Raw genomic sequence first — 22,424 nt, 5'->3', positions numbered from 1 at the left:
TTATTCCTCCGGTGTATAAACTTCAGTTCCTTGGCTGATTAAAACAAAGCTGTGCATCATTTCCCCATATAACAGCGGCACTGGTCGTCCTTGCGGGGTTAAATTTTTAATGCCCGAAAATGAGGTATTGGTTTTTTTCTCGCTTTCCGATAGCTTCATATCCATGCTGGGGGTTTTGGTCAGCATTTGCGAAACCCCGCCCAACATCATTGAAGCACCCATCATGAATGCGGCGGTTGCCATGCCGTATCCGGTTGCGCCGAGATATGCCCAGCCCGCAGCACCGCCAGCCCACCATGAGGCGGCAATCAAAATTGCACCGACAATAATTTGAAACATACCGCCGTTTTTCGCACCTGCCAGCACCGGCATAATGTTGATCACGGTATGCTTGCCAATTTTCTCGTGTACCCCTTTGCCAACATCTCGGTTGTCAAGATAACGATTACCGATCCGCACTTTGTACAAACCGTTGTTTAAATGCCGTTTCAGCCCTTGAATTTGATAGCACAGTCCGCGAATCGCTTCGGCGGTGCTTTCTACCGCTAATTCGAACTGGCTGCCAAATCGTTGTAAATCGCCGTGAAGTTTGACGGTTGCCATTGTGAATGCCTCCAAATACTGTGCGTGCTGCGTTGCCAATATCCCCCATAAATATCGCGCTTGGATAAGCGGTTCGGGGTATGGTGCAACATTTGTTGATTGCCGAGATAAATTGCCGCATGATTGGCGACAGGGGAAGAAATCTGCATAAGGATCACATCGCCCGGTTGCGGCTCGCTAACACAGGTAAATCCGTGTTTAGCCATGTTGTCGAGATACAAATCTTGTTCTTCCCGATACCATTCTTCATCGTAAGTAAATTCAGGAAAATCAAACCCTGCGAGCATATAGGCATCACGAAACAAGCTGTAGCAGTCTGCCGTGCCGTGCGCAAATTCTCGTCCGATCAAGTGCGGTACATGGCGGAATTGGTGAATTTTTTCATCACAGACTAGCCACCAGTCCAAGCCTGACCGCACTTGCATTTGTCGATCCGCTTCGGATAAAAATGGCAATCCGTCGGGGTGCGAATGCACCAGCGCAACAATTCCGTCCGCTAATTGCGCTTTCAGCCAATCGTCCGGGTGAATTTCAAAATAGCGTTCCGGCTCAGCGGCAATATTGTCGCAAGCAATAAATCGCTGTTGCGCCCCCTCAAAAACAACAAAACCGCAGATTTCTTGCGGTTCGTAGCTTTTGGCATAAGCGATGATGTGTTGTTCGAGTGTCATCTGAATATCCTAAAATTTATTCACTGACGGAAAGCCGCCAAAGGGTAATATGCCATTACCAAAGCGGAATCGGCAGCCGGTTAAACAGTGCGAGCAACGGTCTTTTTTTGGATCGTTGGTCGGTTGATCGAATTCATCGGCAACCGCGCCGCCAGTGTAACCGCACTCCGGACTACGGTATTGGAAAGCGCAGACATCTGCGGTGATCATGCGTAGCGGAATCCGTGCCTTATCGGTTTCCGCCGGGCTTGCCAGTTCGAAAGTGCCGACATCATTATCCAATTGTGATAGCCGTTCGATCAGATAATGACTGATTGCACCCTCATTGGTGTCGGCGTAGGGGTTTTTACCACTGGCAAAATTAACCGCATCAATGTATTTCGCCAGCACCAGCACCCGCTTTACTCGTGCGCCGACGGCTTGGGAATAACGCTCAGAAATGGCGGTAACCAAACCGTTTAAATTGGCAATCGATAGGGTAGGACGGTTGCTTGGTCCTTGACTGCTAGATTCAAATCCCGACGCATGAATTGGAAATGCGGTATAGCGGTTGCCGGCAAAAACAACATCGGCATTCACGCCATTTAAGCCGTTGTGAAAACGGTAAATATCGCCGTAACTGCCGTCTCTGTCTTTGATAGCGCGCAGATCAATCTCCCACAGCTCAAGCAACGCATCTTGGGTGAGCTTGCTCAATTCCACCTTAAATTTTGTGCTAATCGGTCTCATCGGGTCTCCTTAATTTCGCAACTAAATTCGGTATGCGTGCGCCCCATTTTTGCCGACCACTTGCTACAAATCACTTTGACCTGTTTTCCGCTGTATGGATCTTGCCAAAGAAAAGGCAAATAGCCCCCATGACGCATAAAAAAAGCGTCCACATCAAGACGCTTTTCATTCCGCACTTTAAAGGTTGCCGGGTATTTCCTTAGTAGATTGTTAATCCCTTTTGGGCGGCGTTGAACGTAGCCGTCATTAAACTGCACTTCGTTTACCGCCGGTTCATTGTCCACCGTCATGCCCGGTAAAGGGCAATAGTTAAATACTTCCACGCAGCATACCTCCCGCTCGACTTTGTTCATTCAGCACTTCAAGCACTTTGCTTTTTATCATGCGCCCCAATTCCGCACCCATTTTGCCGCTGGCTTGTACATCGGCATTCTGACCGCTTTCCGTGACGTTTACCGTAATCTCAACATGGTTTTCGTTGTTGCTTGCGCTTTGCGCACGATAATTCATACTCGGCACTTTCGGCACGGCAACGCCACCACCATTGGCAAAACCACGGCCACCGGCATAATTCAAAAAGTCTAAATACTCCCGACCAATGCGGCTTGTTGCTTCTTTTGTCAAGACGTATTCGCCTTTGTGGACGATACCTGCCGGGGTTAGACGATTGCCGTGTCCTGTGTAGCCGCCGCCGTCAAAACCGACTAAACCTCCACCATCAAATCCCAATGCGGCACCCAATGATGTTCCACCTAAAGCGGACTTCAGTGCATTGAAAATCATCATCTTGATAATCATGCCAGTGATGTCTTTGATAATAGACTGTGCTAAGCCGCGAAAATCCGCTTTACCCGTCAGCACAAAATCCGTCAGCGCGTCCGACATACCACCGAGGGCATTTTGCGTGATGTTGGCAACGTTGCCCATGACATCTTCTGTCGCTTTGCCGAAGTCGTGCATTGCTACCGTCACCCCGTTGAGCGGGTCGCTTTTATCCGCCTGATCTTTCCACAGTTGCCAATTTGCTTCTGATTTCACCTCGTCGGCTTGGTCTTTGGTTAAATGCCCCGACTTCTCAAGTGCGGTCACATCTTCCATGATTTTTTTGTAGCGTTGCTGTGCCGCGATGGCTTGATTGTATTGCCCCGCTAGTTCTAACCGCTCTTGGATATAGCGTTGCTCAATCTGCAACCGTGCCGCCGCCGCTTCCGCCTCGCTGATTACCCCATTTTTCCGAAATTCATCAATCTTTTGCGACAGACGCAACTCATTCAATTCAATCGTTTTCATCGCCGATGCATTCGAGCGTTGAATTTCATCATGGAAGCTATCCCAATCCGTTTTCCAATCTTCAAGGGATTTTTCTTTTTTGCCGGATTTGGTCGGCTTATTGCCTTGCCGAGTTGCCAACATCTTTTCATATGCCGCTGCCATACCGTCAATATCGTACTGGCTTAAACCGTCTTTTTCCGCACGCTTTTCTAAGCCTGCACGGTAGTCTTCCACTTGGTATTTGATCCGTTCTTTATCAGTTTTCGCACCAGCGATCTTAGCTTGACGCTGTAGCCGTTCAATTTCCTGCTGCGCATTGTCGCTATACACTTGGTTTTTGGCTTGGTTCATTTGCTCCAAACCTAAAGCCGCTTGCACCGCCGCACTTGCCAATTGCAAGGTTGTTCCCATTAAGGCTTTCAAATTCGGATTAAGGGTCAGCACATGGCTATTCACATCGAGCAACTCATTGGCAAATTTCTGCATATCCGGATCAAGCTGCTGCAAAATAACGCCGCTGTCTTTCAATGCCGCATTTAACTCATCTTTGATTTTATCAGCTTGAATGCCAGCCAACTGTGCCAATTTCTCTTGGGAAGCCGCTACCTTATCCTGCGCCTCTTTCACCGCCAGCAACAGCCGCGCCTCTTCTTGCCGCGCGGTTACCATCTCTTTGTCAGATTTGTTGTAGGTATAAGATGGACCACCAAAACTATCATAGGTGGTAATGCTACTTTCTTTCGCGGCTTGTTTAGCGCGCTCATATTGTTGGGTTAATTTTTCCAATGCTGCGGACTGTGCCGCGATTGCGGCAGACAGCAACGTCACATTCGCCTCGACCTGCGCCGCGGTCATGCTTTTCAATGCGCTTTCACTGACATCAAGGGCTTCAGCATATTCTAACTGCGCACGCTTGGCTTCATCGGTAGAATCACCAAGTAGCATATAAAGCCCTGCTAAGGCGGTTACACCCGTCAGCATTATTCCGATAGGGTTGGTTAAAAATGCGACTTTGAGCATTTTTAATTCGTTACGAACACCAACTGATAAGGCTTGAAAAAGTTTGGTTGCTGTTCCCGCTTTGATCATGCCCGCAGAATAAGCACTTTGTGCTACAGCATTTTCAGCATAGGCAATTTTTAACCCTTTTTTGGTTGCTATCATTTTTTGTTCAGCGGCACTTTGTAGTTGCGTCAGTGTCGTTTCTTTTTGAGTTAGCAACGCTAATTCCGCGCTTAAGAGCTTACGCTCAGAATAAGATGCCGCGCCTTGAATTTGCACCGCAAGTTTTTCACGCTCAACGACAATTTGTTGGCGTGTCGTTTGCATACTGCTGATTTCGGCTTTCGCTAAGTCATATTCTGACCGCACTTTGGAATAATTCGCTTGCGTAGTTTGTGCCAATGCGGTTGCTTTTTGCTGTTCAAGTACAACTTGTTGTTGAGCCAACATTTTTTGATTTTGATTATCTGCAAGTGTAGAAATTTTTGAGCGTAGCGCGATATAGCCTGCGATTGCCGCAAAACCAGCGGCAGCTTTTGTTGCCTGATCAAAATTATTGGCAACAATATTAATTCCTTTAGCTAAAGTACTCGTACTGAGAGTGCCAGTATTGAGTTCGCCGATCCATTGGGTGGTGGCGGTTTTCAGATTTTCGAATGCGGCTGATACCGTTAATACACGCGTTGAAAATTGCTGATCTACACTGGCTTTGGCTTTTTCCAACGCTGGAATAAGCACGTCCATTGTCAGCTTGCCGTCATTTGCCATTTGGCGAAGTTCACCTATGGTAACACCTAAGCCTCTAGCGATAGCTTGCGCTAATCCCGGTGTTTGCTCCATGACGGAGTTAAATTCTTGTCCACGAAAAACACCAGAGGCTAAAGATTGCCCGAATTGCATTAATGCCGCTTGCGCCGATGCCGCACTTGCCCCTGAAATCGCCACGGCTTTTGAGACGGTTTCTGTTAAGCTGGCAACTTGCGCTTGACTAATCCCAAGTTGCTGCGCATTTTGTGCAAAGCGTTGATAAACTTGTGCAGTTCCATCAACACTTTGATTGGTGCGCAGTGAGACATCAAATACCGTTTGCATTGCACGCGCACTTTCTACTGAATTTGAAGTAACCAATTTCATTCGGTTGCCGATTTCGGTATAAGCGTCGGCATGTTGAATAACTGATTTGCCTAGACCTACAGCCTTTCCGCCTAAAAAGCCTTTAGTAGCCCAACCACTAGCCTTCTCTAAATTTTTCAGGCTTTTTTCAACATTTTTGAACGCCTTATCTGTACTTTTTACAAATTTTTGCGTTTGGTATTCTGCTTTATCTAACCCTTTTTGAAAGGCAACACTATCTAGTCCAATCCAGATATTTAATCCACCTAATGCCCCAGCCATGTATTTCTCCCATAAAAAAAAGCCCGCCGAAGCGAGCTTAGTAACCTTGTATGTTTTGAATCATTTATTCTTACTGTGTTGATATTTTTGGTATTTGTTTAAATAAAAAATAATCAAAGGTCCAAATAAAACCGCAAGAATTAATAATCTTTCATTTGTAGTTCTTGATAAAAAGAAGTCGCTTAAAAAAATAAAAGCAAAGATTGGAATAAACACCAATGCCGCAGCATCAATCATTCGATCAACAAGCCAACGAAACATAACCACCTCCCTCATTATCAACTACTCAATATATAACACAATTTCGCCGATTTTTCAATTAAATAGCCCTTTAATTGCCGTTGTTGTCACGGTTTTTATCAAGTCAAACGAGAGATCGACACCTTTTGTTTTGATCGTACTTTTAACCGAGTTCCAAATGCTGTCATTTCGGATTTTGTCTAGAAACGCGTGTCCTTGCCACATTAGAGAAAGGGCAACGTAATCTTCGCCACCAGCATCGGACAGGTCATCAATTAAAATCAACCCAGCATCATTTAATCGTCCAACTTTTTGGGGGCAGATCACTGTCGGGTGCGGTTTTCCGCTTTTATAGAAGGTATGTCAACTATTCATTTATCAAATTGAAAAAATCACTTTCGGACAGGATCATTATATTATGACCTTTAGTTATTAGTTCTTGAGCTTTTATTTCTTTATTGCTTAATTCTTTGCCTCTTAGTTTATCTTTATCTTGAATACCGATAACGAGCATAGTCACTTTTTTTGATACACCATCTACGACATTACACCCTACTATAGCCGCTTTCTCTGCGGCTTCACGTCTTGGAATTGATAATTCTCCTGTAAATACAACTGTTTCTCCAAATAAAATACCATCAGGATTGCCTATTCTACTGATTATAGCCTTTTCTATATCCATCGGTTTTTTGATGCGAGAAAGCCAAAAAGATAAATCCTGCTCGCTATCACATATTGCTCTATTTAAAATTTCCCCTGCAATAATTGCATCATCAAGAGCGTTGTGATGATTTTCTAATCTTATATTTAAATATTTAGCAACTTTGGCAAGTCCATATCCTTTTTCTGAGAATTTATTATTCCATGAACGCCGAACAACGCGCATAATATCAAGCCACTCATTATCTATTTCCGGAAATAACCTTGTTAGCGATACTCTGTCAAAGGCACCATATGAGCAGATCACATACTTACTAAATAATGAAAGTATTTGGTCTTTAACTTGTATAATCGTAGGCGCATTTTTTACTTGTGAGGGGGTTATTCCATGTATACATATATTCATAGGATCAAAATAGTCACACGGATTAATCAACGAATCCCAAGTTTTTACCAGCGCACCATTATGATAAATAGCGATTCCAATTTGGCATATAGAAGTTAAATTGGGGTTCGCAGTTTCAATGTCAACGACAACAAATTTATCCATTTTTCTGCCTAATATTTCGCACAATTTTCTATTGGGTATAAAACATCACCTAAAGCAAATGTTGTTTGCGTACCATTATAAAATAAGATATTGCTGCCTTTATATGCTTTCTTTATATCCAAAATAAATCTGACAACATTTACATTAGGAGTAGAACTTAATCGAATATCATTTTCTCTTTTTTCTTCATGATAACCTAAATGATGTAGCCAAAATGGTTTAATACATTGAAAATATTCATCAACAGTTTTTGTGGTTATTAGGTCAAGTGTTGGTTTTTCTTGTAATAATTTATCCTTTTTCATTCCTTGACTGCCTATACATGCAGTAAGGAATGCGCTTAGTAAAATGGTGGTCAATACCTTTTTCATTTTTGCTCCTTGTTATCAAAATGTAGAGCAACATTATCATAATTTTCTGACAATTAAAGTGAGCCGGATCAAATTTATAGCCCGGTTATTCGGGCTATCTATTCGCCAAAAACTCTTCGCTGCCATCGTCGTCATCGTCCGCCACCGCACTTTTATCCGTAAAGAACGGCATAAAGTTGGTGAGTTTCGGTGATGATTTTTTCGGATCTGAATTGACGGCTGCCAGTAAATAGGCGATTTGTGCTGTTCTGAAATCGTCACGCCACAGCCCGAACGGTTGCTCTTGATAAAATTGCTGATATTCACGCAAGTGCGGTTCGGGCATGGTTTCGATTTCTTGTAGCGTTTTGCCTAACGCCAACGATAGGGTTAGTTGGAATCGTCGGCGTTCGGTGAGTTTTTTTCCGGTTCTTCCGTTGCCAAGACCTTATTGATTGCGTCAAGCACTGAGCCGTCGAGGGTCAAAATCTGATCTAAGTCGTCTTGGCTATCGGCATTGAACAGGTTTTTGCCGTTTTCGTCACATAAACGTGTGGCAATGTTGCGTGCGAGGGTGTACGGATCGTACACGTTGCGTAGCTGCATGGTCAGCACCAGCTCGTCTTCCATGTTCAGCTCAATGCTTTGTTCTTGGGCGAGTTTAAGCAACGCAGCACGCTGTCCGTACAGCGCTTTATTGGTTTCACCGACATTAAGTTCACGGATAAAAAACGTTTTGCCGTGAATTTCAACGGGAGTTAATTTAGGTTTGATTGCAAATAAATCTTGGCGGTTGCCATTTTGTTGTGTCATAACGATGTCCTTTTAGTCAAAAATAAGCCCCACCGAAGCAGGGCATAAAAGTGCGGTTCGGCTTACGCCACCGGCAGCAAGTAATCGCGTTTTGATTTTTTAATCGTGATACCGGATTCGAATTTGCCTTTGACTTCACCGGAGGCATTAGCACCGGTTTGAATGAAGCCTGTGCCGTAGATAGAGCCTTGTTCTTTGCGCAGTACCATTTTGTACGGGAACGTTTCTTTGCCGTAGAATTTCTTACGGAGATCCGCTTGCATTGTCGTGGCAGGCGCGTAGAAAAAGGTCAGTTTGACCGAACCGAATTCGATGTCGCCCGGTTCGGTTTCCGTGCCTTCTGAACACATGGTGGTAACGTCTTCTTCGGTTAAGGTGTCACCGTCAATTTCAATATTTTTGATGGCACAGAAATTTGATGACCAATCTACTTTAGCCGCTTTGGCATTGGTGAATACCGTTGGTTTGTCGAAGTTCGACCAATCCACTTCGTCGGCAAAGGTGATTTTGGTGGTGGTAGCCGATTTAACAGGGTAGTAACCGTCAAGGCTGCCTAAGCCTGTGATTCGGATTAAGTCGCCTTTAGCAAAGGTACCGTCTGCAATGGTGATTGTAGCGACATCGGTTACTTCACACGCGGTAATCGTTTTTTCACTGTTTTGTACAATACCTTTGCCCAAGTAAAATTTTGTTCCCTGAAACGGGGTGGTTTGTGTTGTCATAAGTTTAGCCCTCATATGCTATGGTGTATAAAATTAATCGCCGGTGCAATTTGGTGTCCGGCTCGTAATCGCTGTGATCGTTAATGCGTTCCGCAAATTCAAACGCGTTTTCTAATGCCAGAAAGACCGGTTTGCGCAAGTTAAAAACATCGTCCGAATGGCGGCTATAAATATCGATCTGTACCTGAAAATCGTCTAAATCACCGTCTTCCAGTGCGGAATTAGGCGAAATCAGTGGAAACTGATACACGATAACCGGGTACTCGGTATTGGTTTCCGGCACGACCTCATAAAAACAACGCCCCGACACCAAAGGCGACAGGGCGGAGTAGAGTTTTTCTTGGATCATTGATTGCCTTCCTTGAGAATTTCGGTGCGTAAGGTGTCAATAATGGCTTTTGCCGCCTGTTGTTTGCTTTGCTCAAAAGCTGGGCGCATAAAGGGTTTTGCCGGCATTTTTGATGTGCCGAATTCCAAAAAACGCCAGTAAAACGGATCTTTCGGATTAAATGCACCGCTTCTGCCTGTTTTGCCCTTGAATTTGAGGATTTGCTTGGTAGAAAGCCCTTTCACCCAAACATAGGTGTTGGTTTTGCCGTTTCTGCCGATTTTGGTGCGGCTAGAAATGGCTTTTTTTACTGTACCTGCTTTTCTGTGCGGTACGTTTTCTGTTAAGACTGGTGCATTGGCGCGCGCTTTGTCGCGCACAATAGCACCGCCTTTTCGCATGGCTTTAACGGCGATGCGATTACTGGCTTTTCTACCAAGTTCCCCCATTGCTTTTTGCAATTCTTTTAGCCCGCTGACTTTAACCGTGACGCTGCCCATTGATTCGCTCCTTGCACATCAGTTGCAGTGCAGTATTCCGCTCGTTATGGTTGATTGCCGAAACCACCTCAAAAGTGCGGTCACCCCATTTCACCCGCATGGTCGGCTGAATATCCGGACGATAACGCAACCAGATTTGGGTGGTAATTTCCGACTGCACTTGTTCTGCTGCAAAGTATTCTCGCCCTGATAGTGGTTTGATTTCTGCCCAAACGGTTGCGACATCTTCCCAATCAGTGATCGCGCTACCGTAGCTGTTTAGTGTGCTGATTTGCTGCTGTAAGGTTATACGGTGTCGGAGTTTGCCGATTTGCACGCTACACCCCCATAATTCGGTATGGTTGGAGCAGTCGCCATGCCCCGTCCTCGATCTCTTTGCTGACAGCGCCATTACCGATGACCGCACTTTCACGGTGTTCGTACCAATGCGCCACCAGCATTAACATGGCGTGGCGTAAGGCGTGGTTGATCACCATTCCGTCCGGATCGTTTTCAGGTGCTTCAGCTTGATATAGCTTGCGGTTGAGTTGCGCTTCCAGATAATCCTGTGCCGCATTGGCATAACCGATTAACAGATTGTCTTCTTCATCGTGATCAATACGACAATGCAGTTTAATGTGTTCCAACGTAATTAACATATCGCTCCCGCCTCAAAAAAATGCCCTCCGAAGAGGGCAGGGAGATTAGCCGCCGACTGCTGCTTTCGCCGCCAATGTGCCTTTGATAAAGGCTTCCGGGCGGTAAACTGCTAACGCTAGGCGTTCTTCACACAAGATGGTGACTAAGTTTTTGATGAAGTCGTCTTCATTTTCGGTGGATACCGCAATTGCGGACGCTTGGCGATCAAAAATCTGTGCGCCTAAGTTGAATGCACCTGTCAGGAATTGTCCGGCTGTCATTGCTTGGGTTTGTACAACAGAAAGCCCCCACAGTGTCGGTTGCGCCAAACTTTGCGGATTGCCGATGATGTGGCGACCTTGTCCGTCTTTTTGCAATTCAATTTTCGCCCAATCAATCGGATTCAAAATAAAGCCGTTTGGTGGGTATTCCGCAATGATTGCTTGCAATAATGCAAGGCGAAGCTGATCGATAATGGTGTATTCGGTCAGTTTTGCCGGATCAGCAAAGGTTGTCGCTTGCGTTAAAATTCCGTTTAGCTCGCCATTGCTGCCGGTGCCGTTCAGCAATTGTTTTTCTTCGAACAGTTTTAAGCCAAAGAATAGCCGTCCACTGATATAGCTTTGCAGCATATCGGCATCGTCTAAGATTTGGCGTGATGCTTTCATAAAATGGGCAATGGTTTTCACGCCGACGGTTTCTTCTCCGAATTTCAGATCCGATTGCGCCTTTTTGTCGCCCTCTTTTTTCTGATAGCCGGCGCTGTTGGTAAAGCCGGTTTCTTTGATGTAGGTGATTGAGTTGCTACTGGTTGTCCCTTTCGCCAAGAGGTCGCGAATGGTTAAGCGCATATCCGGCGGCGCAATAATGCCCGGTAAGCGTTGTTCCGGCACTAACGCACCGGCTGAACCGGCGGCATCGGCGGTGGCACTGGTGATAGTCGCTTTTATGTCCAAGCGAGCGGAGCGCCCTGAGCGTGGATCTTGCGCAAAGGCTTTGAATTGTTCCGATTCAACCAGTTGTTGCCCTAATGATTTGCCGGATTGAGTATCGCTTGCGCCACGACGTGCCAATTTTTGTTCGGCTTCATCTAAGCGGCTTTTGACATCGCCCATTGAAGATAAGGCTTCGTCCACTTGTTCTTTCAAGGAATCGAGGCTTTTTTCACCTTTCCCCATGCGCCCTTGCAATTCTTCGCCCATGGCTTTTACGCCGTCAGTGGCTTTTTTCAGCTCGGTGGCAAGCTGTTCTAAATTTTGTTCTGGCATACGTTATTCTCCCGTATTAATTGATTTTAAAATGGTAAGTGCGGTATCAACTTCTGTTTTTTCAGGCTCGCCCCGAAGGAGTTTGCGCAAACCATGCCCCGCGATAGCTGTAGCTTGCATTTTGGAAAAGCCTGCCTCACGCAGGAATTTTTCAAATTCGGATAGGGTCGGCAGTTCACCGTGTAAAAGTGCGGTTTTAACATTGGAAACCGTGCTTTCCACGTTTGCCGGATAGGTGACGACCGAGACTTCTTTCAGATCTACATCTAAGATTTCTAGCACATCGTCCTTTTCGTCATAGGTCCATTTATTCAGGCGATAGCCGATAGATAAGCCGTCAATTGCTCCCGCTTTGAGTAGCGCATGGACTTCTTTCGCTCGGGCTACATCATTAATTAATAATTTCCCTTCACCGTATAAGCCGTGATCGTCTTCTTTGAGTGATGTCCAAACCCCAATCGGCTGATTGCGGTCATGATTCCAAAGCACCGGCGGCATTTTGCCTTTTCCCGCCCAGTCCAACAGGGTTTGAGCAAATGCGCCTTTGCGTACGATGTCGCCGTAGCTATCTTTCAGGTCAAATACATTACAATAGCCCGAAAAAAAACCGTCATCTTGGACGGCTTCGGCTTTGAATTGTAGATCTTTAGTTTTGAGTGTCATTTTCCACCCCGATTTTTTCAATAGATGTAAGGTTCAGTTGTACGGTCAGCGTGTCGCCGCCATCAACCGGTGGTAAATTTTCCAGTTTGCGCACTTCGTTACGGCTCATGACACCGTTTTGCAGCATTTGTGCGTAGAAGTTTGCGCGTCCGGCACTATCTGCCCGTAGTAACCCTTCAACGCTGAACAAAGGGTAGAATTCCTTACGCTCGCTCGGCTGGAACAGTTTACGGCTAATCGTTTGTTCAATCCGTTTCAGGGTTGGTTGCAACGAATACGTTAAGAAACCCAGATTGGTTTGTTCCAAGCTCGAAGCCCACGATGAGGCTTTATCGGTGCGGTAAATCAGTTGCGGTGGCACGGAAAACGCTCGACAGATTTCTTCGATGCCAAAGAAGCGGCTTTCGAGTAGTTGTGCGTCTAGTGGGTTGATCCAACTGCCTGCTGAATTGGCAGGCTCCATTTCAGCTTCAAGCACCATCCATTTTCCTGCATTTTCCGGGGCGCTGAATGTGGCTAAATTTTGCCGCATTCGACTGCGCTGTTCGTCGGTCAATACTCGGCTACCGGTCTTGATAAAGCCACCGGCTTTCAGGTTATTTTTAAACGCGGAGGAAGCGGCTTTATTGGCATCAACTTGTGCGCCGATACATTGTGCTTGGTACTGAATCGGCGACAAGCCGATAAGTCCGTCAAGAGTGAAGCCGCGAAAATGCAGAATATCACTTTCAAGATATTCACCGCCGTCACTGTTATTCTTGTCATAGAGATAAATAATTTCGCCGTTGCGCCCCCGTTTGACACGCATACATTGCGAATCTAATACATCAAGAGAAACAATTTTGCCCGAAGTGCGGTTGATCAAGCTGTAAGCATTACCCCATAGGTCGAGGCTGGCACTTTGCGCTTCCCAAAATTCACTGGCGCACATATCGGCATTCGGTGAATCGTGGATAATCCGGTAAAGCGGGTGTTCGTTTGCCTGTTCGCGATTACTATTGCGTAAATGGAGTGGCAAAGAGGCAATGGTTTGGCTGCGCAGTTTGACACACGCCCAAACCGCCGAGAGTTTAAGTGCGGTTTCGGCATTGACAATATTGCCGGATTCGGTGGTTTGGCTGATGTGTGGGGTGGCTATATCGCCTTTATCCAGTCGTTTAGCACCGCCAAACCATCGACCGTAAAAGCGTGACCACCAGCCGCTGTCGTTTAATGTTGTCATGCTATGATGATGTCCTCTAAGTATTTGTCAATGTCTTGTGGTTGCACCGCTGTTTCTGCGATACCGAGTGCCATGGCTAATGCGACGATACCGTCGATTCGCCCTGTTGCTTTGTGTTTTTCAAATTTGCGGTTGCCTGCCGGATCTTGCGCAATAACCGCATTCGCCGCACACATGGTTAAAACCGGATTCATTCCGTGCCGTAAACGGGCATTGAGCAGATCGCTTTCCAAGCGATCTATTGCCGGTGACATATCTTTGAACCCTTGTCCGAATGGGACTAAGGGGAGGATTAACTCGAGTTGATCCAATTCCTTTTTGAGTACGTCAATTCGCCAGCGGTCAAAGGCAATGGCTTGAATATCAAAATCACTGATGATTTCGGCAATGTCTTTGGCCACATGGGCATAATCGACGGTTGCGCCCGGTGTAGTGCGGATAAACCCTTGTTTGACCCAAACATCGTATGGTGCGCGGTCTTTGGTTGCGCGCTCTTTCAAACCGATTTCCGGTGTCCAGAAATAGGAATACACGTTAATTGTGCCGTTTGGATTCTGTGCAACCAAGATAAGTGCGGTCAAGTCGGTGCGAGCCGATAAATCCAGTGCGCCATAGACGATTAAGCCGTCCGGTGTTTCTGCCACTAAGCCGCTTTCTTTCCAGGTGTCGGCACTGACAAAGGTTGAAACCGTACTGACCCGTTGATTCAGGTTCAGATTGCGAAACGTATTTTCAAATGCCGGCATCCGTTTGGCTTTATCCGCCAGTTTTGCGATGTCTTCCTCGCTGCGGAAAACCCCTAAAGCTGGGTTTGCCTGTTTCCATGCGGAGGGATCGGTAATTTTTAAGTCTTTATCTGCCGTGTACACATGGCAAACGGTATGTGGATCATGATTGTTTTGCGCATCATCTATCCAAATTGAGAGTAAATCTGCATCGTTTGCCGCCTGTGTGCTGATTGTCAGTAAGAGCGGGTGTTCATGCGCCCCTTGTGCCGTGGTGATTGCGTCCACGAATGCCGATTGGCTGCCTTGTACTTGCCCGACTTCGTCAAGAATTGCCAACACGGGCGATAAACCCTGTGCGGTTTTGCCGTCGGCGGCAAGGGCCTTGTATTCCACATTCATCAACAGACCAATCAGGCGTTTGCCAGACGGGATAATTCGAGCAATATCCTGCAACTCCGGATTAAGGTTGATCATCTTTACGGCGAGATTGAATACCAATGCTGCTTGTTCACGACTCAATGCGCCGCTGACAATTTGTGAGTTTTGAATCGCTACCGGACCGACAAGGTGTGCCAGTAATAAGCAGGCAATAAGCGCGGTCTTGCCGTTTTTTCTGCCAATAGAGAGCATGCCATGGTTAGTGCCAACCGGATTATCATAAACTTCCATGATAAATCGTTTCTGAAAGGGGAGTAGGCGTATCGGTTTTCCGACTAATTTGCCCTCCGGCACTAGACAATATTTCTCAATGAAGGCGATTACTTTTTCAGCTCTAGTCATATTAATTTATTCTTGCCAGTAGTCCGTCGTCATCTTCAATGAATTTTCGGGTGTCGCTGTACAGTTTGTTTTTCTTGATTTGGTCTCGGCTTTCGCCATTAGTTGCTCGGCTGTGGATCTGTAATGCTCGGCACATCGATAATGCGCGCGAGTTCAGATCCTCAATGATTTTGTGTAGCGGGTGCAGCTTTGGTTCGCCATTTGCGGCAATAAAATAACGCCCGACTTTTTCCACTTCTTTCTGTCGTTTATCAATTTCGACATACAGCTTAGATAGGTTCATCGCTTGGATCAGGTCATTGGGTGTCCAAGAGTCACCGGCACGGCTGTTGATAATTTGATTCCAATACTGTAATTCGACTTTACTGAGTTTTTCAGGCGGTAATATTTGGGTTTGTGCAGCTTTTGCCGCCATGACCTGAGCGGCGGCACTATCACTTCTTAATTTTCGTCCACTCATAAATAAAACCTATTAATACTCTAATTTTCAATGGAAAAACTGGATTAGCGATAAAAGTGTGTTCCATGGGCGGTTGTTCAGGCGAAAGTGCTGAACTTTTTACCCACCCTCCCCCTATTTGATATTCATTATCAATTATGGAAAGGGTGTTCAGGGTCGAGTGGAAAACCGTTTACATCACAACCAATTTCGTTAATATTTTTTGATTCTGCTCGTTGCTTTGAGCTATCATGATGAACCTTACATAATGACTGCAAGTTGTTAGGATTAAAGAATAAATTTAAATCACCTTTATGCGCTGTAATGTGGTCTACAACTGTCGCCGGTGTTATTTTGCCGTCACGCTGACAGTAAACGCAAAGAGGTTCTTTGGCTAGGTGATCTAAGCGTAGCTGTTTCCATGACTTACGATAGTACAGATGATGCCAATCACTCCGACTTTTCACGCTGAACCGCCTCCGTATAATCAATTATGCCTTGCAGCCGTCCTGCACAAATCCGCAAGTCACGCTTAAGCAACACCGCATACTCAGTGATGGCGGTGTAGGTGTTACCGTGTAGCATTGGCTCAGGGCAGGGGATTAGCAGTGACGGCGGTGGGGTGATCATGTGTGTCTCAATCTTAATTACCGCTTCACTTGCGCAACTGCTCAAGCACAGCAGCAGGGGCGTGAGTATCGCCACATACATTGCCCTTGAGCAACTCGCGAATCGTTTTAACTTGATCATCGGCTTGCTCCCTTTTTTCCTGTTCGTGTGCCAGTTGTTGTTTGGTAATATCTGCTTGGATTGCCAGCGTATCATTCAAGCGTTTTAATTCAGCGTTGCGTTCGGCAACCGTGATACGCAGTGCATCAATCGTGTGTGATTGTTTCTCGATTTGAATTTTGTTTTCATATTGCAGCCACAGTAGCCCAACCACGAAAATTACTGCAAAAACTTTGGCTGCCTTATCAACATTGGCACAACACGCTTTGAGGAAAGAGAGTAATATCGCATTCATGGGTACGCCCTCCACGTCAATTCAAAGTGCGGTCCGTCGTAAAAGCGTTCGTCATCAGATCGCCCATTTTCGTTCCAGTCTCCACCCCAACGAATTGACACACCCAATTCTTTTGCCGCTTCGAACATCACTGCTGCTAAGTCATTAAAGGCTTGTTTATTATTCCAATCCACCGGCAATGGCACCAAGTCCACCGCATGACCGGTCAAGTGTCGGGAGCGCATCGTTTTGCTGTTGCCAGCGGTGAAGAGTTGCTTTTGCCGTTGAATAGAACGCTTGCCCTCAATCACCGCGAAATCAACAGGGGATTTTTTTAGTGCAAGACGGACGACTTTGACTAAATCAGGGTGAACTCCTTGCAACCGAATTTCACTGGTTGTGCCAAATTTAAAATTAGTCATGGTTTACTCCTGTTCTTGCTGAAAAGAAACGCCAAAACGCATTCAATGCGATACTGCCCATGTAGCCTGACAGCCCGGCACCGATCCATGTCATGTTCTGATCTAAACCACTGGAAACACAAACTAAGCCACCGATAAAACCGGCAAAGGCAGAGACGAGAATTTGTGAAAGAAATTCCCAAATATTCCAACGTGTTTTGTTGTACTGTCTATCGGTTAAATATTTGGCGACACCGCCAAAGCCGGAAATCAACAAAATCGGAATCCAGCTTAGAAAGGAATCTAAGTTGTTCGGGTCACGGCTTGGCATGGGGAAATCCTTTTCTATAGGCAATAAAAAACCCCGACTGGAAAACCAATCAGGGTTATGGAAATCTATATTTGGTATTATCGAGTTGCGCTTACCGCAAGATATAGCAAAATACTAGTAGACTGGACGACCACTGTCAATACTTATTTTTTCGCGATTGGCTCAAAATTCCCCCGATATAGGCTTCTGCACCGTTGAAAACCTGCAGTGTGTAAGATTTGGATTTTTGGATTGAGCGCATAATCCGATTAATCGAGATTTTGTCGATATAGTAGGCATTTATCATTGCGTGTCCCAACGTATCATATTTTTTTAAACAGGATACCGCACTTTCCACCTCCAAGCCTTTTTCGTCCGAACAGAGTAACCGATGATCCGGCTCGCTTGCCGCCCCTTGCAATCCAAGTGCTTTGCTTGGGTATTCTGTTCCGTATTTTCGGCAGTGAGCCCAATTGCCCCACGCCGTTAAAGTATCTTTCACTTCATCTTTGGTCATCGCCTTTTCTCCCGTTCCATCTTGTCCCACTGGTGGGACACACTTAACATACTAATTTTATTAAGAAAATCGCTTCTTTGTCCCACTAACTGAGTGTCCCCGTAGTTTTTATAAACTCTATAGAGAAAAATAAGTACTGCGTTACCACTACTGCGTTGCTAAATTTTTATCTTTATAACTTTATTTTTAGTAGGACAGTGGGACAAATACTAAAATTTAAAAATAACATATTGATTTAAATTAAATTTTTTATGTCCCACTTGATTTTTTACAGTGGGACAAAATTTTTCTAATATCTTGTTTTTACAAGACTTTATTTGTCCCACTACTTTTTATTTTTCAAATTCAAGTGGACAAATATCTGCAATCTTCAGCAGCTCTTGTTTTATGTATTCTTTAGATAATTTCACTTCTTTTGATAACAACCAAGGTCGTACGCGTCTATCTCCGACCCGAAAACGAGTGTAAGGTGTTGCATACTGTTGAAGCAGTTTTCTCACCTGATACTCGTCGATTTCGCTATCAAAATCATTGCCGCCTTTAAGATACGCAACGACCTGAGGCATTGTCATCGCTAACGCCGGCGGATCTGACATAAACTCGGTAAAGGCACGTTCTGTATCATTCATATTGAATTCAATCATATTGCGGCGTGCCGGCGTATCGAATGAATGTGTCCATTGGTAATCGCTCAAGTCGATTTGCATTAAGTAAGAATAGACTTCGGCGATGAATTGCCGGTTATCAAGCAAGCGATATAAGCGGTCATAATAGGCTTTGTCTTTCGCCTGCTCAGGACCGGCAAACACGTTGATCCGACGGTCTTCCTGTTTGATTACTAAGGCATCGGTATGATTTGTCATAAAGAAAAAGTTGGTGTAAACCGGTTGTGTGCGCTTCGCACCATACTTGATATTGACCTCAAGATAGTTCTCCGTCAGCGTATCCCGCACTTTATCGCTGATTGCAAAGCGTTCACTGCGCTCTTTGACTTCCTCGACACTACAGAGTAATGATTGGTGCAGATAGCCGTTAAATTGCCCATCGACTAAATCCGCCATTTTGCATTTTTTACAGTTCCAATGCCCAAGCAGTTTTTGCAGCAGTTCGACGACCCAGCCACGCCCCGTGCCGTGTGCAATTGCCACCAGCATATTCGTGACCTTATTGCGGCGTTCAGGGTGTTTGCGCAGTGACGCCATCCATTGAATAAAATGGTTACGTTCTTTGATATTGGGGATCAGATATTCCAAATGCGCCAAAAAGTGCGGTAAAAACTCGCGTGTCTCAACGGTGTCGATTTGCGGCAAATAGAATTCGTTATGTAGCCAGTTCTTGTTTTCGTCCATAATCAACCGAGGTTGCCCTGGCAAATAGACCGACCCAATTGCCGATTTACGGTCTTTGTGTTCCAACCACGCTTTATGGATTGGCTCTTGCACTTGCTGTTTACCTTTCAGTACCGTTCGGGTAACATTAGCCGTGTAGTTTTTGAACTCGCTGAGTTTGAATTTGTATGAATGCGGGGTGCTATCGAGGTCGCAAACACGGTCGTTCTCCGCCATATACAGATAGCGTTTGCAGAAATAGGCGACCTTATCGGCAATTTCCTCGTTCTCTTTGACATCCTCGAAATCATTATCCCGAAAGCCAATCGCATTTAAGAAATCGCCGTCGTTACGGTGTGCGCAGTGTGCATGTTGGCATTTGAAATGACCTCGCTCAAAACCACCGGTATCGGCAGGAAAATAGGCGGTAGAGGTGTCGTTGCCCTCACTGGTATGCTCATGTTCAAACGGGCATTTAATAAAGCGTTCGCCGCGGTTGCCGATACCGAATACCGTCCAATGCTGATCTAAATATTTAGTCACTTCATCAACCGAAGTGCGGTCACCGTGCGATAAATCCCGATTTTTAGAGAGCGCACTGGCTTGAGTATTTTTCAGCGGCAATGTCATTTCCAATGCCGCCCACAGGTTTTCAAAGGCTTCGGCGCTCACCACCGGAATCTCAGTTGGTAACCCATTTTCCCACTCGTAGCGCACGCCGCTGGTGTGAGTACCGACGGCAACAAAGTGCTGTCCTTTGCCTAAAAACTCGATTATCTCGTCATTTTCAAGACGCATAACCCGCTTAGTCATCGGTTCGCCTTCTACGGCAAACAAATACAAGCATTTATTCGCATTGGAACGGAAGCGTCTCGGCGGTGTTAAGCCTAAGACTTGCAATAGTGAATTGCTAATCATTTGAAGTGAATCGTCATCTTCAAGATCGCAATCGAGGGCATAGATATAACTACTGCGTACTTTATCTGAAAGTACTGCGTCATCAGCACTTTTTTCATCTACGCAGTACCCTGTGCCAACTACTGCGTAGGTTGTTTTTTGACCTGTTACGCAGTACTTTTTACTGTTTTCTGCCTCTTGACGCAGTACTTTGCGAGTAGTAACGCAGTACTCTGATTTTCCTAAGCGGATACATATTCCTAAACGTGAGTCTTTTTTCCACGCTTCGATACTCGATTTTTCCACTTTTCGATTCGGCCAGCTGTCTAACCCTGCGATAAAACCGTTATTATTGACAATAGACGGCAATTTCCCCGCACGTTTGATCCGACTGCGGGGGGAGATTTTAACATTTGGATCGGAAACGACAGGCAGTAAATCTGCCGCTAAGTTCAGCGCATTCGCAAAGTGATCCCATTGTTGGGCGGTTGCCCCATAAATTATTGGCATAAATCACCCCTTTCTTGCGGTTCTGCGTTTTTTATTGCGCAAAACTGACCAATTCACATCAGGGCGCAGGTCTTCACACTTGATTTCCCCTTTTGTTAATAGCTCAATATCAGGACAACGTTCCGCAGGGATTTTATTATTTCGGACCCACATATTTACTGCCCAAGGGGAGATATTAAAGTATCTGGCGACTTTAGATGGTCCGCCCAACGAGAAGATAGCTTTTCCGGTTGCAGTCATTTCACAACTCCTTACTAATTTAAAGCAACTTAAAATCAAATATAAAACAAATTCAAAATTACCACTTGAGCAAGTTAAATGCAAATTTATTTGCAAAAAATGCGGACTGCGATAGAATAAAGGCATAAATAGCAAAGGGAGGTAGGATGATGAGTAAAGACACGATTACAACCCGTTTAGTGAACTTGATGAATGAAAAAGGCTTAACGATAAAGGAGTTAAGCCAAGGTACCGGAATGAGCTACGAAATGGCACGGCGGTACTATAAAGGGTTAAGTGATTTAAAAGGGGATGCGCGAGCTAAAGTGGCAAAATGGCTTGGGGTTAGCGCAGCCTATTTACAGTTCGGCGAAGATAACGAAGATACCCGGCGTTGGCTCGGGGTAATAGACGATTTTGAAGATTTGGATACCGGAAAAGAAATCGAATCGAATGTTGGTGAAATTGGTGGCTTTGACTTATGGGATCGTCATACGCCATTGAATGAAGACGAGGTTGCCGTGCCTTTCTACAAAGATATTCGGCTTGCCGCCGGCAATGGCTTTGCGGACGATATTGCCGATTATAATGGCTTCAAATTGCGTTTTTCCAAAGCAACATTGCGCCGTGCCGGTGTACAGTACAATCAGGCGGTATGCTTAACCGCAAAAGGCAACAGTATGGAGCCTGTGCTACCAGATGGCACAACAGTTGGTGTTAATCTTGGTTGTAAAGAGATCAAAGACGGCAAGATGTATGCCATTAATCACGGTGAGCTTTTGCGGATAAAATTATTACAGCGTTTGCCGAATAATCAAGTGCGAATTCGCAGCTACAACACTGCAGAATATGACGATGAAGAGGCGGACTTACAAGATGTCACTATTCTTGGCCAAGTGTTTTGGTGGTCATTTTTAGATTCTTAAGCGTGTAAAATCCAATCTAACCGCTCAATCGAGCGGTTTTTTAACGTCTAAAATTCAATAATTCGCCCAATCATCAAAAAAATTCAAAATTTTTTCCGTATTAAAACAATAGAATACAACTCATTTACAAATATATTTGCAAATTTATCACAAATATATTTGCAAATAAAATACAAATGTATTAGTATTATTCCCAACAAAGCCAAACTGGCTACCGTTCTTTAACATTACTGGTTAACCCCCTATAGCGTGAAAGCGTTCGCATTGTGTGCGAGGGGGGCTGAGGCAAACACAAAATAATGAGATCAGCGTTCCGGCAACGGAATCGCCTATTCAGCTAGGCGTGTTGTGGTTAATAAGCAATCTGATCTCACCTATTACAAATAGGCATTGTATCAGTGGTTATTTTTAATGGAGAACGCAGTATGACAACATTAGTCTGTCCAGTGGTGTGCGAAACGGTTTACGTGGACCGCACTTCGGAAAAATTAATCGGAAAAGCCGGTAGATTGCAGCGTATGTTTGCAAAAAGCCGTGAACAACAAAATGCGAAACGCAACAGGGAGCACCAAGTGCGGATTGCGGTATTATGTGAAACCCTGCCTCAGCGATCAAAACCGGTAACCGTGTGTCATAAGTTGCACACACATAGCAATAACAATTTCAATACGATCCATGCTAAGCAAAAAATCCAACGGCAATGCCGGGAATTAATTTAGTAATTCAACCCACTATAGCCCACCTCGCGTGGGCTTTTTTA

Annotated in this window: 31 protein-coding genes; 2 read left to right on the top strand and 29 right to left on the bottom strand. The window is 45.2% G+C overall.

Annotated elements, in window-relative coordinates; genetic code table 11:
- The 29 genes from ACWA50_RS11935 to ACWA50_RS11795 all read right to left on the bottom strand — a co-directional run bounded on the left by ACWA50_RS11935 (position 1) and on the right by ACWA50_RS11795 (position 20,759).
- Positions 1 to 603, bottom strand: coding sequence for a tail assembly protein (locus ACWA50_RS11935; protein WP_431052821.1), 603 nt, complete (start codon positions 601 to 603; stop codon positions 1 to 3).
- Complete coding sequence (locus ACWA50_RS11930; protein ID WP_431052819.1) at positions 546 to 1,274, bottom strand: C40 family peptidase; 729 nt, start codon at positions 1,272 to 1,274, stop codon at positions 546 to 548. Before ACWA50_RS11930 ends, ACWA50_RS11935 begins: the two co-directional genes overlap by 58 nt.
- A 9-nt stretch (positions 1,275 to 1,283) precedes the next feature.
- The gene (locus tag ACWA50_RS11925) at positions 1,284 to 2,003 is read right to left on the bottom strand and encodes a phage minor tail protein L (protein ID WP_431052817.1); all 720 of its coding nucleotides are present in this window, start codon (positions 2,001 to 2,003) and stop codon (positions 1,284 to 1,286) included.
- Positions 2,000 to 2,326 carry a phage tail protein gene (locus ACWA50_RS11920; protein WP_431052815.1) on the bottom strand — a complete coding sequence of 109 codons (327 nt, stop codon included), beginning with the start codon at positions 2,324 to 2,326 and terminating at the stop codon, positions 2,000 to 2,002. The genes ACWA50_RS11925 and ACWA50_RS11920 overlap by 4 nt, the downstream gene beginning before the upstream one ends.
- Positions 2,313 to 5,672 carry a phage tail tape measure protein gene (locus ACWA50_RS11915; protein WP_431052813.1) on the bottom strand — a complete coding sequence of 1,120 codons (3,360 nt, stop codon included), beginning with the start codon at positions 5,670 to 5,672 and terminating at the stop codon, positions 2,313 to 2,315. The genes ACWA50_RS11920 and ACWA50_RS11915 overlap by 14 nt, the downstream gene beginning before the upstream one ends.
- Before the next feature lie 60 nt (positions 5,673 to 5,732).
- Positions 5,733 to 5,933 (bottom strand): hypothetical protein, encoded by a 201-nt coding sequence (locus ACWA50_RS11910; RefSeq protein WP_431052811.1) that lies wholly within the window; start codon positions 5,931 to 5,933, stop codon positions 5,733 to 5,735.
- A gap of 54 nt (positions 5,934 to 5,987) precedes the next feature.
- Complete coding sequence (locus ACWA50_RS11905; protein ID WP_431052809.1) at positions 5,988 to 6,239, bottom strand: DUF2513 domain-containing protein; 252 nt, start codon at positions 6,237 to 6,239, stop codon at positions 5,988 to 5,990.
- Positions 6,240 to 6,279: 40 nt separating this feature from the next.
- Positions 6,280 to 7,122 (bottom strand): exonuclease domain-containing protein, encoded by an 843-nt coding sequence (locus ACWA50_RS11900; RefSeq protein WP_431052807.1) that lies wholly within the window; start codon positions 7,120 to 7,122, stop codon positions 6,280 to 6,282.
- Between the two features lie 8 nt (positions 7,123 to 7,130).
- On the bottom strand, positions 7,131 to 7,493 hold the full coding sequence (locus ACWA50_RS11895; RefSeq protein WP_431052805.1) for a hypothetical protein: 363 nt from the start codon (positions 7,491 to 7,493) through the stop codon (positions 7,131 to 7,133).
- A 94-nt stretch (positions 7,494 to 7,587) separates the two neighbouring features.
- Positions 7,588 to 7,854 carry a phage tail assembly protein T gene (locus ACWA50_RS11890; RefSeq protein ID WP_431052803.1) on the bottom strand — a complete coding sequence of 89 codons (267 nt, stop codon included), beginning with the start codon at positions 7,852 to 7,854 and terminating at the stop codon, positions 7,588 to 7,590.
- An 8-nt stretch (positions 7,855 to 7,862) separates the two neighbouring features.
- Positions 7,863 to 8,285 carry a hypothetical protein gene (locus ACWA50_RS11885; protein ID WP_431052801.1) on the bottom strand — a complete coding sequence of 141 codons (423 nt, stop codon included), beginning with the start codon at positions 8,283 to 8,285 and terminating at the stop codon, positions 7,863 to 7,865.
- A gap of 62 nt (positions 8,286 to 8,347) precedes the next feature.
- Positions 8,348 to 9,007, bottom strand: coding sequence for a hypothetical protein (locus tag ACWA50_RS11880; protein ID WP_431052799.1), 660 nt, complete (start codon positions 9,005 to 9,007; stop codon positions 8,348 to 8,350).
- A gap of 4 nt (positions 9,008 to 9,011) precedes the next feature.
- On the bottom strand, positions 9,012 to 9,356 hold the full coding sequence (locus tag ACWA50_RS11875; protein ID WP_431052797.1) for a DUF3168 domain-containing protein: 345 nt from the start codon (positions 9,354 to 9,356) through the stop codon (positions 9,012 to 9,014).
- Positions 9,353 to 9,835: an HK97-gp10 family putative phage morphogenesis protein gene (locus tag ACWA50_RS11870; protein ID WP_431052795.1), complete on the bottom strand. Its 483-nt coding sequence runs from the start codon at positions 9,833 to 9,835 to the stop codon at positions 9,353 to 9,355. The genes ACWA50_RS11875 and ACWA50_RS11870 overlap by 4 nt, the downstream gene beginning before the upstream one ends.
- Entirely contained in the window at positions 9,816 to 10,151 is a 336-nt protein-coding gene (locus ACWA50_RS11865; protein ID WP_431052793.1) for a phage head closure protein, read from the bottom strand. The genes ACWA50_RS11870 and ACWA50_RS11865 overlap by 20 nt, the downstream gene beginning before the upstream one ends.
- Position 10,152: 1 nt before the next feature.
- The gene (locus tag ACWA50_RS11860) at positions 10,153 to 10,473 is read right to left on the bottom strand and encodes a head-tail connector protein (protein WP_431052791.1); all 321 of its coding nucleotides are present in this window, start codon (positions 10,471 to 10,473) and stop codon (positions 10,153 to 10,155) included.
- Positions 10,474 to 10,518: 45 nt separating this feature from the next.
- Positions 10,519 to 11,721, bottom strand: a complete 1,203-nt coding sequence (locus ACWA50_RS11855; RefSeq protein ID WP_431052789.1) for a phage major capsid protein — start codon at positions 11,719 to 11,721, stop codon at positions 10,519 to 10,521.
- Positions 11,722 to 11,724: 3 nt separating this feature from the next.
- Positions 11,725 to 12,384 (bottom strand): HK97 family phage prohead protease, encoded by a 660-nt coding sequence (locus ACWA50_RS11850; RefSeq protein WP_431052787.1) that lies wholly within the window; start codon positions 12,382 to 12,384, stop codon positions 11,725 to 11,727.
- Positions 12,368 to 13,606 (bottom strand): phage portal protein, encoded by a 1,239-nt coding sequence (locus ACWA50_RS11845; RefSeq protein ID WP_431052785.1) that lies wholly within the window; start codon positions 13,604 to 13,606, stop codon positions 12,368 to 12,370. Before ACWA50_RS11845 ends, ACWA50_RS11850 begins: the two co-directional genes overlap by 17 nt.
- Complete coding sequence (locus tag ACWA50_RS11840; RefSeq protein WP_431052783.1) at positions 13,603 to 15,003, bottom strand: terminase large subunit; 1,401 nt, start codon at positions 15,001 to 15,003, stop codon at positions 13,603 to 13,605. The genes ACWA50_RS11845 and ACWA50_RS11840 overlap by 4 nt, the downstream gene beginning before the upstream one ends.
- Positions 15,004 to 15,115: 112 nt before the next feature.
- Positions 15,116 to 15,574 (bottom strand): hypothetical protein, encoded by a 459-nt coding sequence (locus ACWA50_RS11835; RefSeq protein WP_431052781.1) that lies wholly within the window; start codon positions 15,572 to 15,574, stop codon positions 15,116 to 15,118.
- A gap of 131 nt (positions 15,575 to 15,705) precedes the next feature.
- Complete coding sequence (locus tag ACWA50_RS11830) at positions 15,706 to 16,020, bottom strand: HNH endonuclease (RefSeq protein ID WP_431052779.1); 315 nt, start codon at positions 16,018 to 16,020, stop codon at positions 15,706 to 15,708.
- Positions 16,004 to 16,183, bottom strand: a complete 180-nt coding sequence (gene lysC / locus ACWA50_RS11825) for an Rz1-like lysis system protein LysC (RefSeq protein ID WP_431052777.1) — start codon at positions 16,181 to 16,183, stop codon at positions 16,004 to 16,006. The genes ACWA50_RS11830 and lysC overlap by 17 nt, the downstream gene beginning before the upstream one ends.
- Before the next feature lie 25 nt (positions 16,184 to 16,208).
- Positions 16,209 to 16,577, bottom strand: coding sequence for a hypothetical protein (locus ACWA50_RS11820; protein ID WP_431052775.1), 369 nt, complete (start codon positions 16,575 to 16,577; stop codon positions 16,209 to 16,211).
- The gene (locus tag ACWA50_RS11815) at positions 16,574 to 16,978 is read right to left on the bottom strand and encodes a M15 family metallopeptidase (RefSeq protein WP_431052773.1); all 405 of its coding nucleotides are present in this window, start codon (positions 16,976 to 16,978) and stop codon (positions 16,574 to 16,576) included. The genes ACWA50_RS11820 and ACWA50_RS11815 overlap by 4 nt, the downstream gene beginning before the upstream one ends.
- The gene (locus ACWA50_RS11810; protein WP_431052771.1) at positions 16,971 to 17,288 is read right to left on the bottom strand and encodes a phage holin family protein; all 318 of its coding nucleotides are present in this window, start codon (positions 17,286 to 17,288) and stop codon (positions 16,971 to 16,973) included. Before ACWA50_RS11810 ends, ACWA50_RS11815 begins: the two co-directional genes overlap by 8 nt.
- A 136-nt stretch (positions 17,289 to 17,424) precedes the next feature.
- Positions 17,425 to 17,784 (bottom strand): antiterminator Q family protein, encoded by a 360-nt coding sequence (locus tag ACWA50_RS11805; RefSeq protein WP_431052769.1) that lies wholly within the window; start codon positions 17,782 to 17,784, stop codon positions 17,425 to 17,427.
- Between the two features lie 332 nt (positions 17,785 to 18,116).
- Positions 18,117 to 20,519 carry a DUF5906 domain-containing protein gene (locus ACWA50_RS11800; RefSeq protein WP_431052767.1) on the bottom strand — a complete coding sequence of 801 codons (2,403 nt, stop codon included), beginning with the start codon at positions 20,517 to 20,519 and terminating at the stop codon, positions 18,117 to 18,119.
- A gap of 3 nt (positions 20,520 to 20,522) precedes the next feature.
- Positions 20,523 to 20,759 carry a Cro/CI family transcriptional regulator gene (locus ACWA50_RS11795; RefSeq protein WP_431052765.1) on the bottom strand — a complete coding sequence of 79 codons (237 nt, stop codon included), beginning with the start codon at positions 20,757 to 20,759 and terminating at the stop codon, positions 20,523 to 20,525.
- 149 nt (positions 20,760 to 20,908) lie between these two features.
- Here ACWA50_RS11795 and ACWA50_RS11790 point away from each other — a divergent pair, with 149 nt between their 5' ends.
- Both ACWA50_RS11790 and ACWA50_RS11785 read left to right on the top strand, forming a co-directional pair.
- Positions 20,909 to 21,664 carry an XRE family transcriptional regulator gene (locus tag ACWA50_RS11790; protein WP_431054354.1) on the top strand — a complete coding sequence of 252 codons (756 nt, stop codon included), beginning with the start codon at positions 20,909 to 20,911 and terminating at the stop codon, positions 21,662 to 21,664.
- A gap of 425 nt (positions 21,665 to 22,089) precedes the next feature.
- Positions 22,090 to 22,383: a hypothetical protein gene (locus tag ACWA50_RS11785; protein WP_431052763.1), complete on the top strand. Its 294-nt coding sequence runs from the start codon at positions 22,090 to 22,092 to the stop codon at positions 22,381 to 22,383.
- Positions 22,384 to 22,424 lie beyond the last annotated feature (41 nt).

The sequence above is a fragment of the Testudinibacter sp. P17/SS/0325 genome (assembly GCF_053570765.1).
Note: the sequence above shows the minus strand (reverse complement) of the source record. Positions and strands in the feature narration are given on the sequence as shown.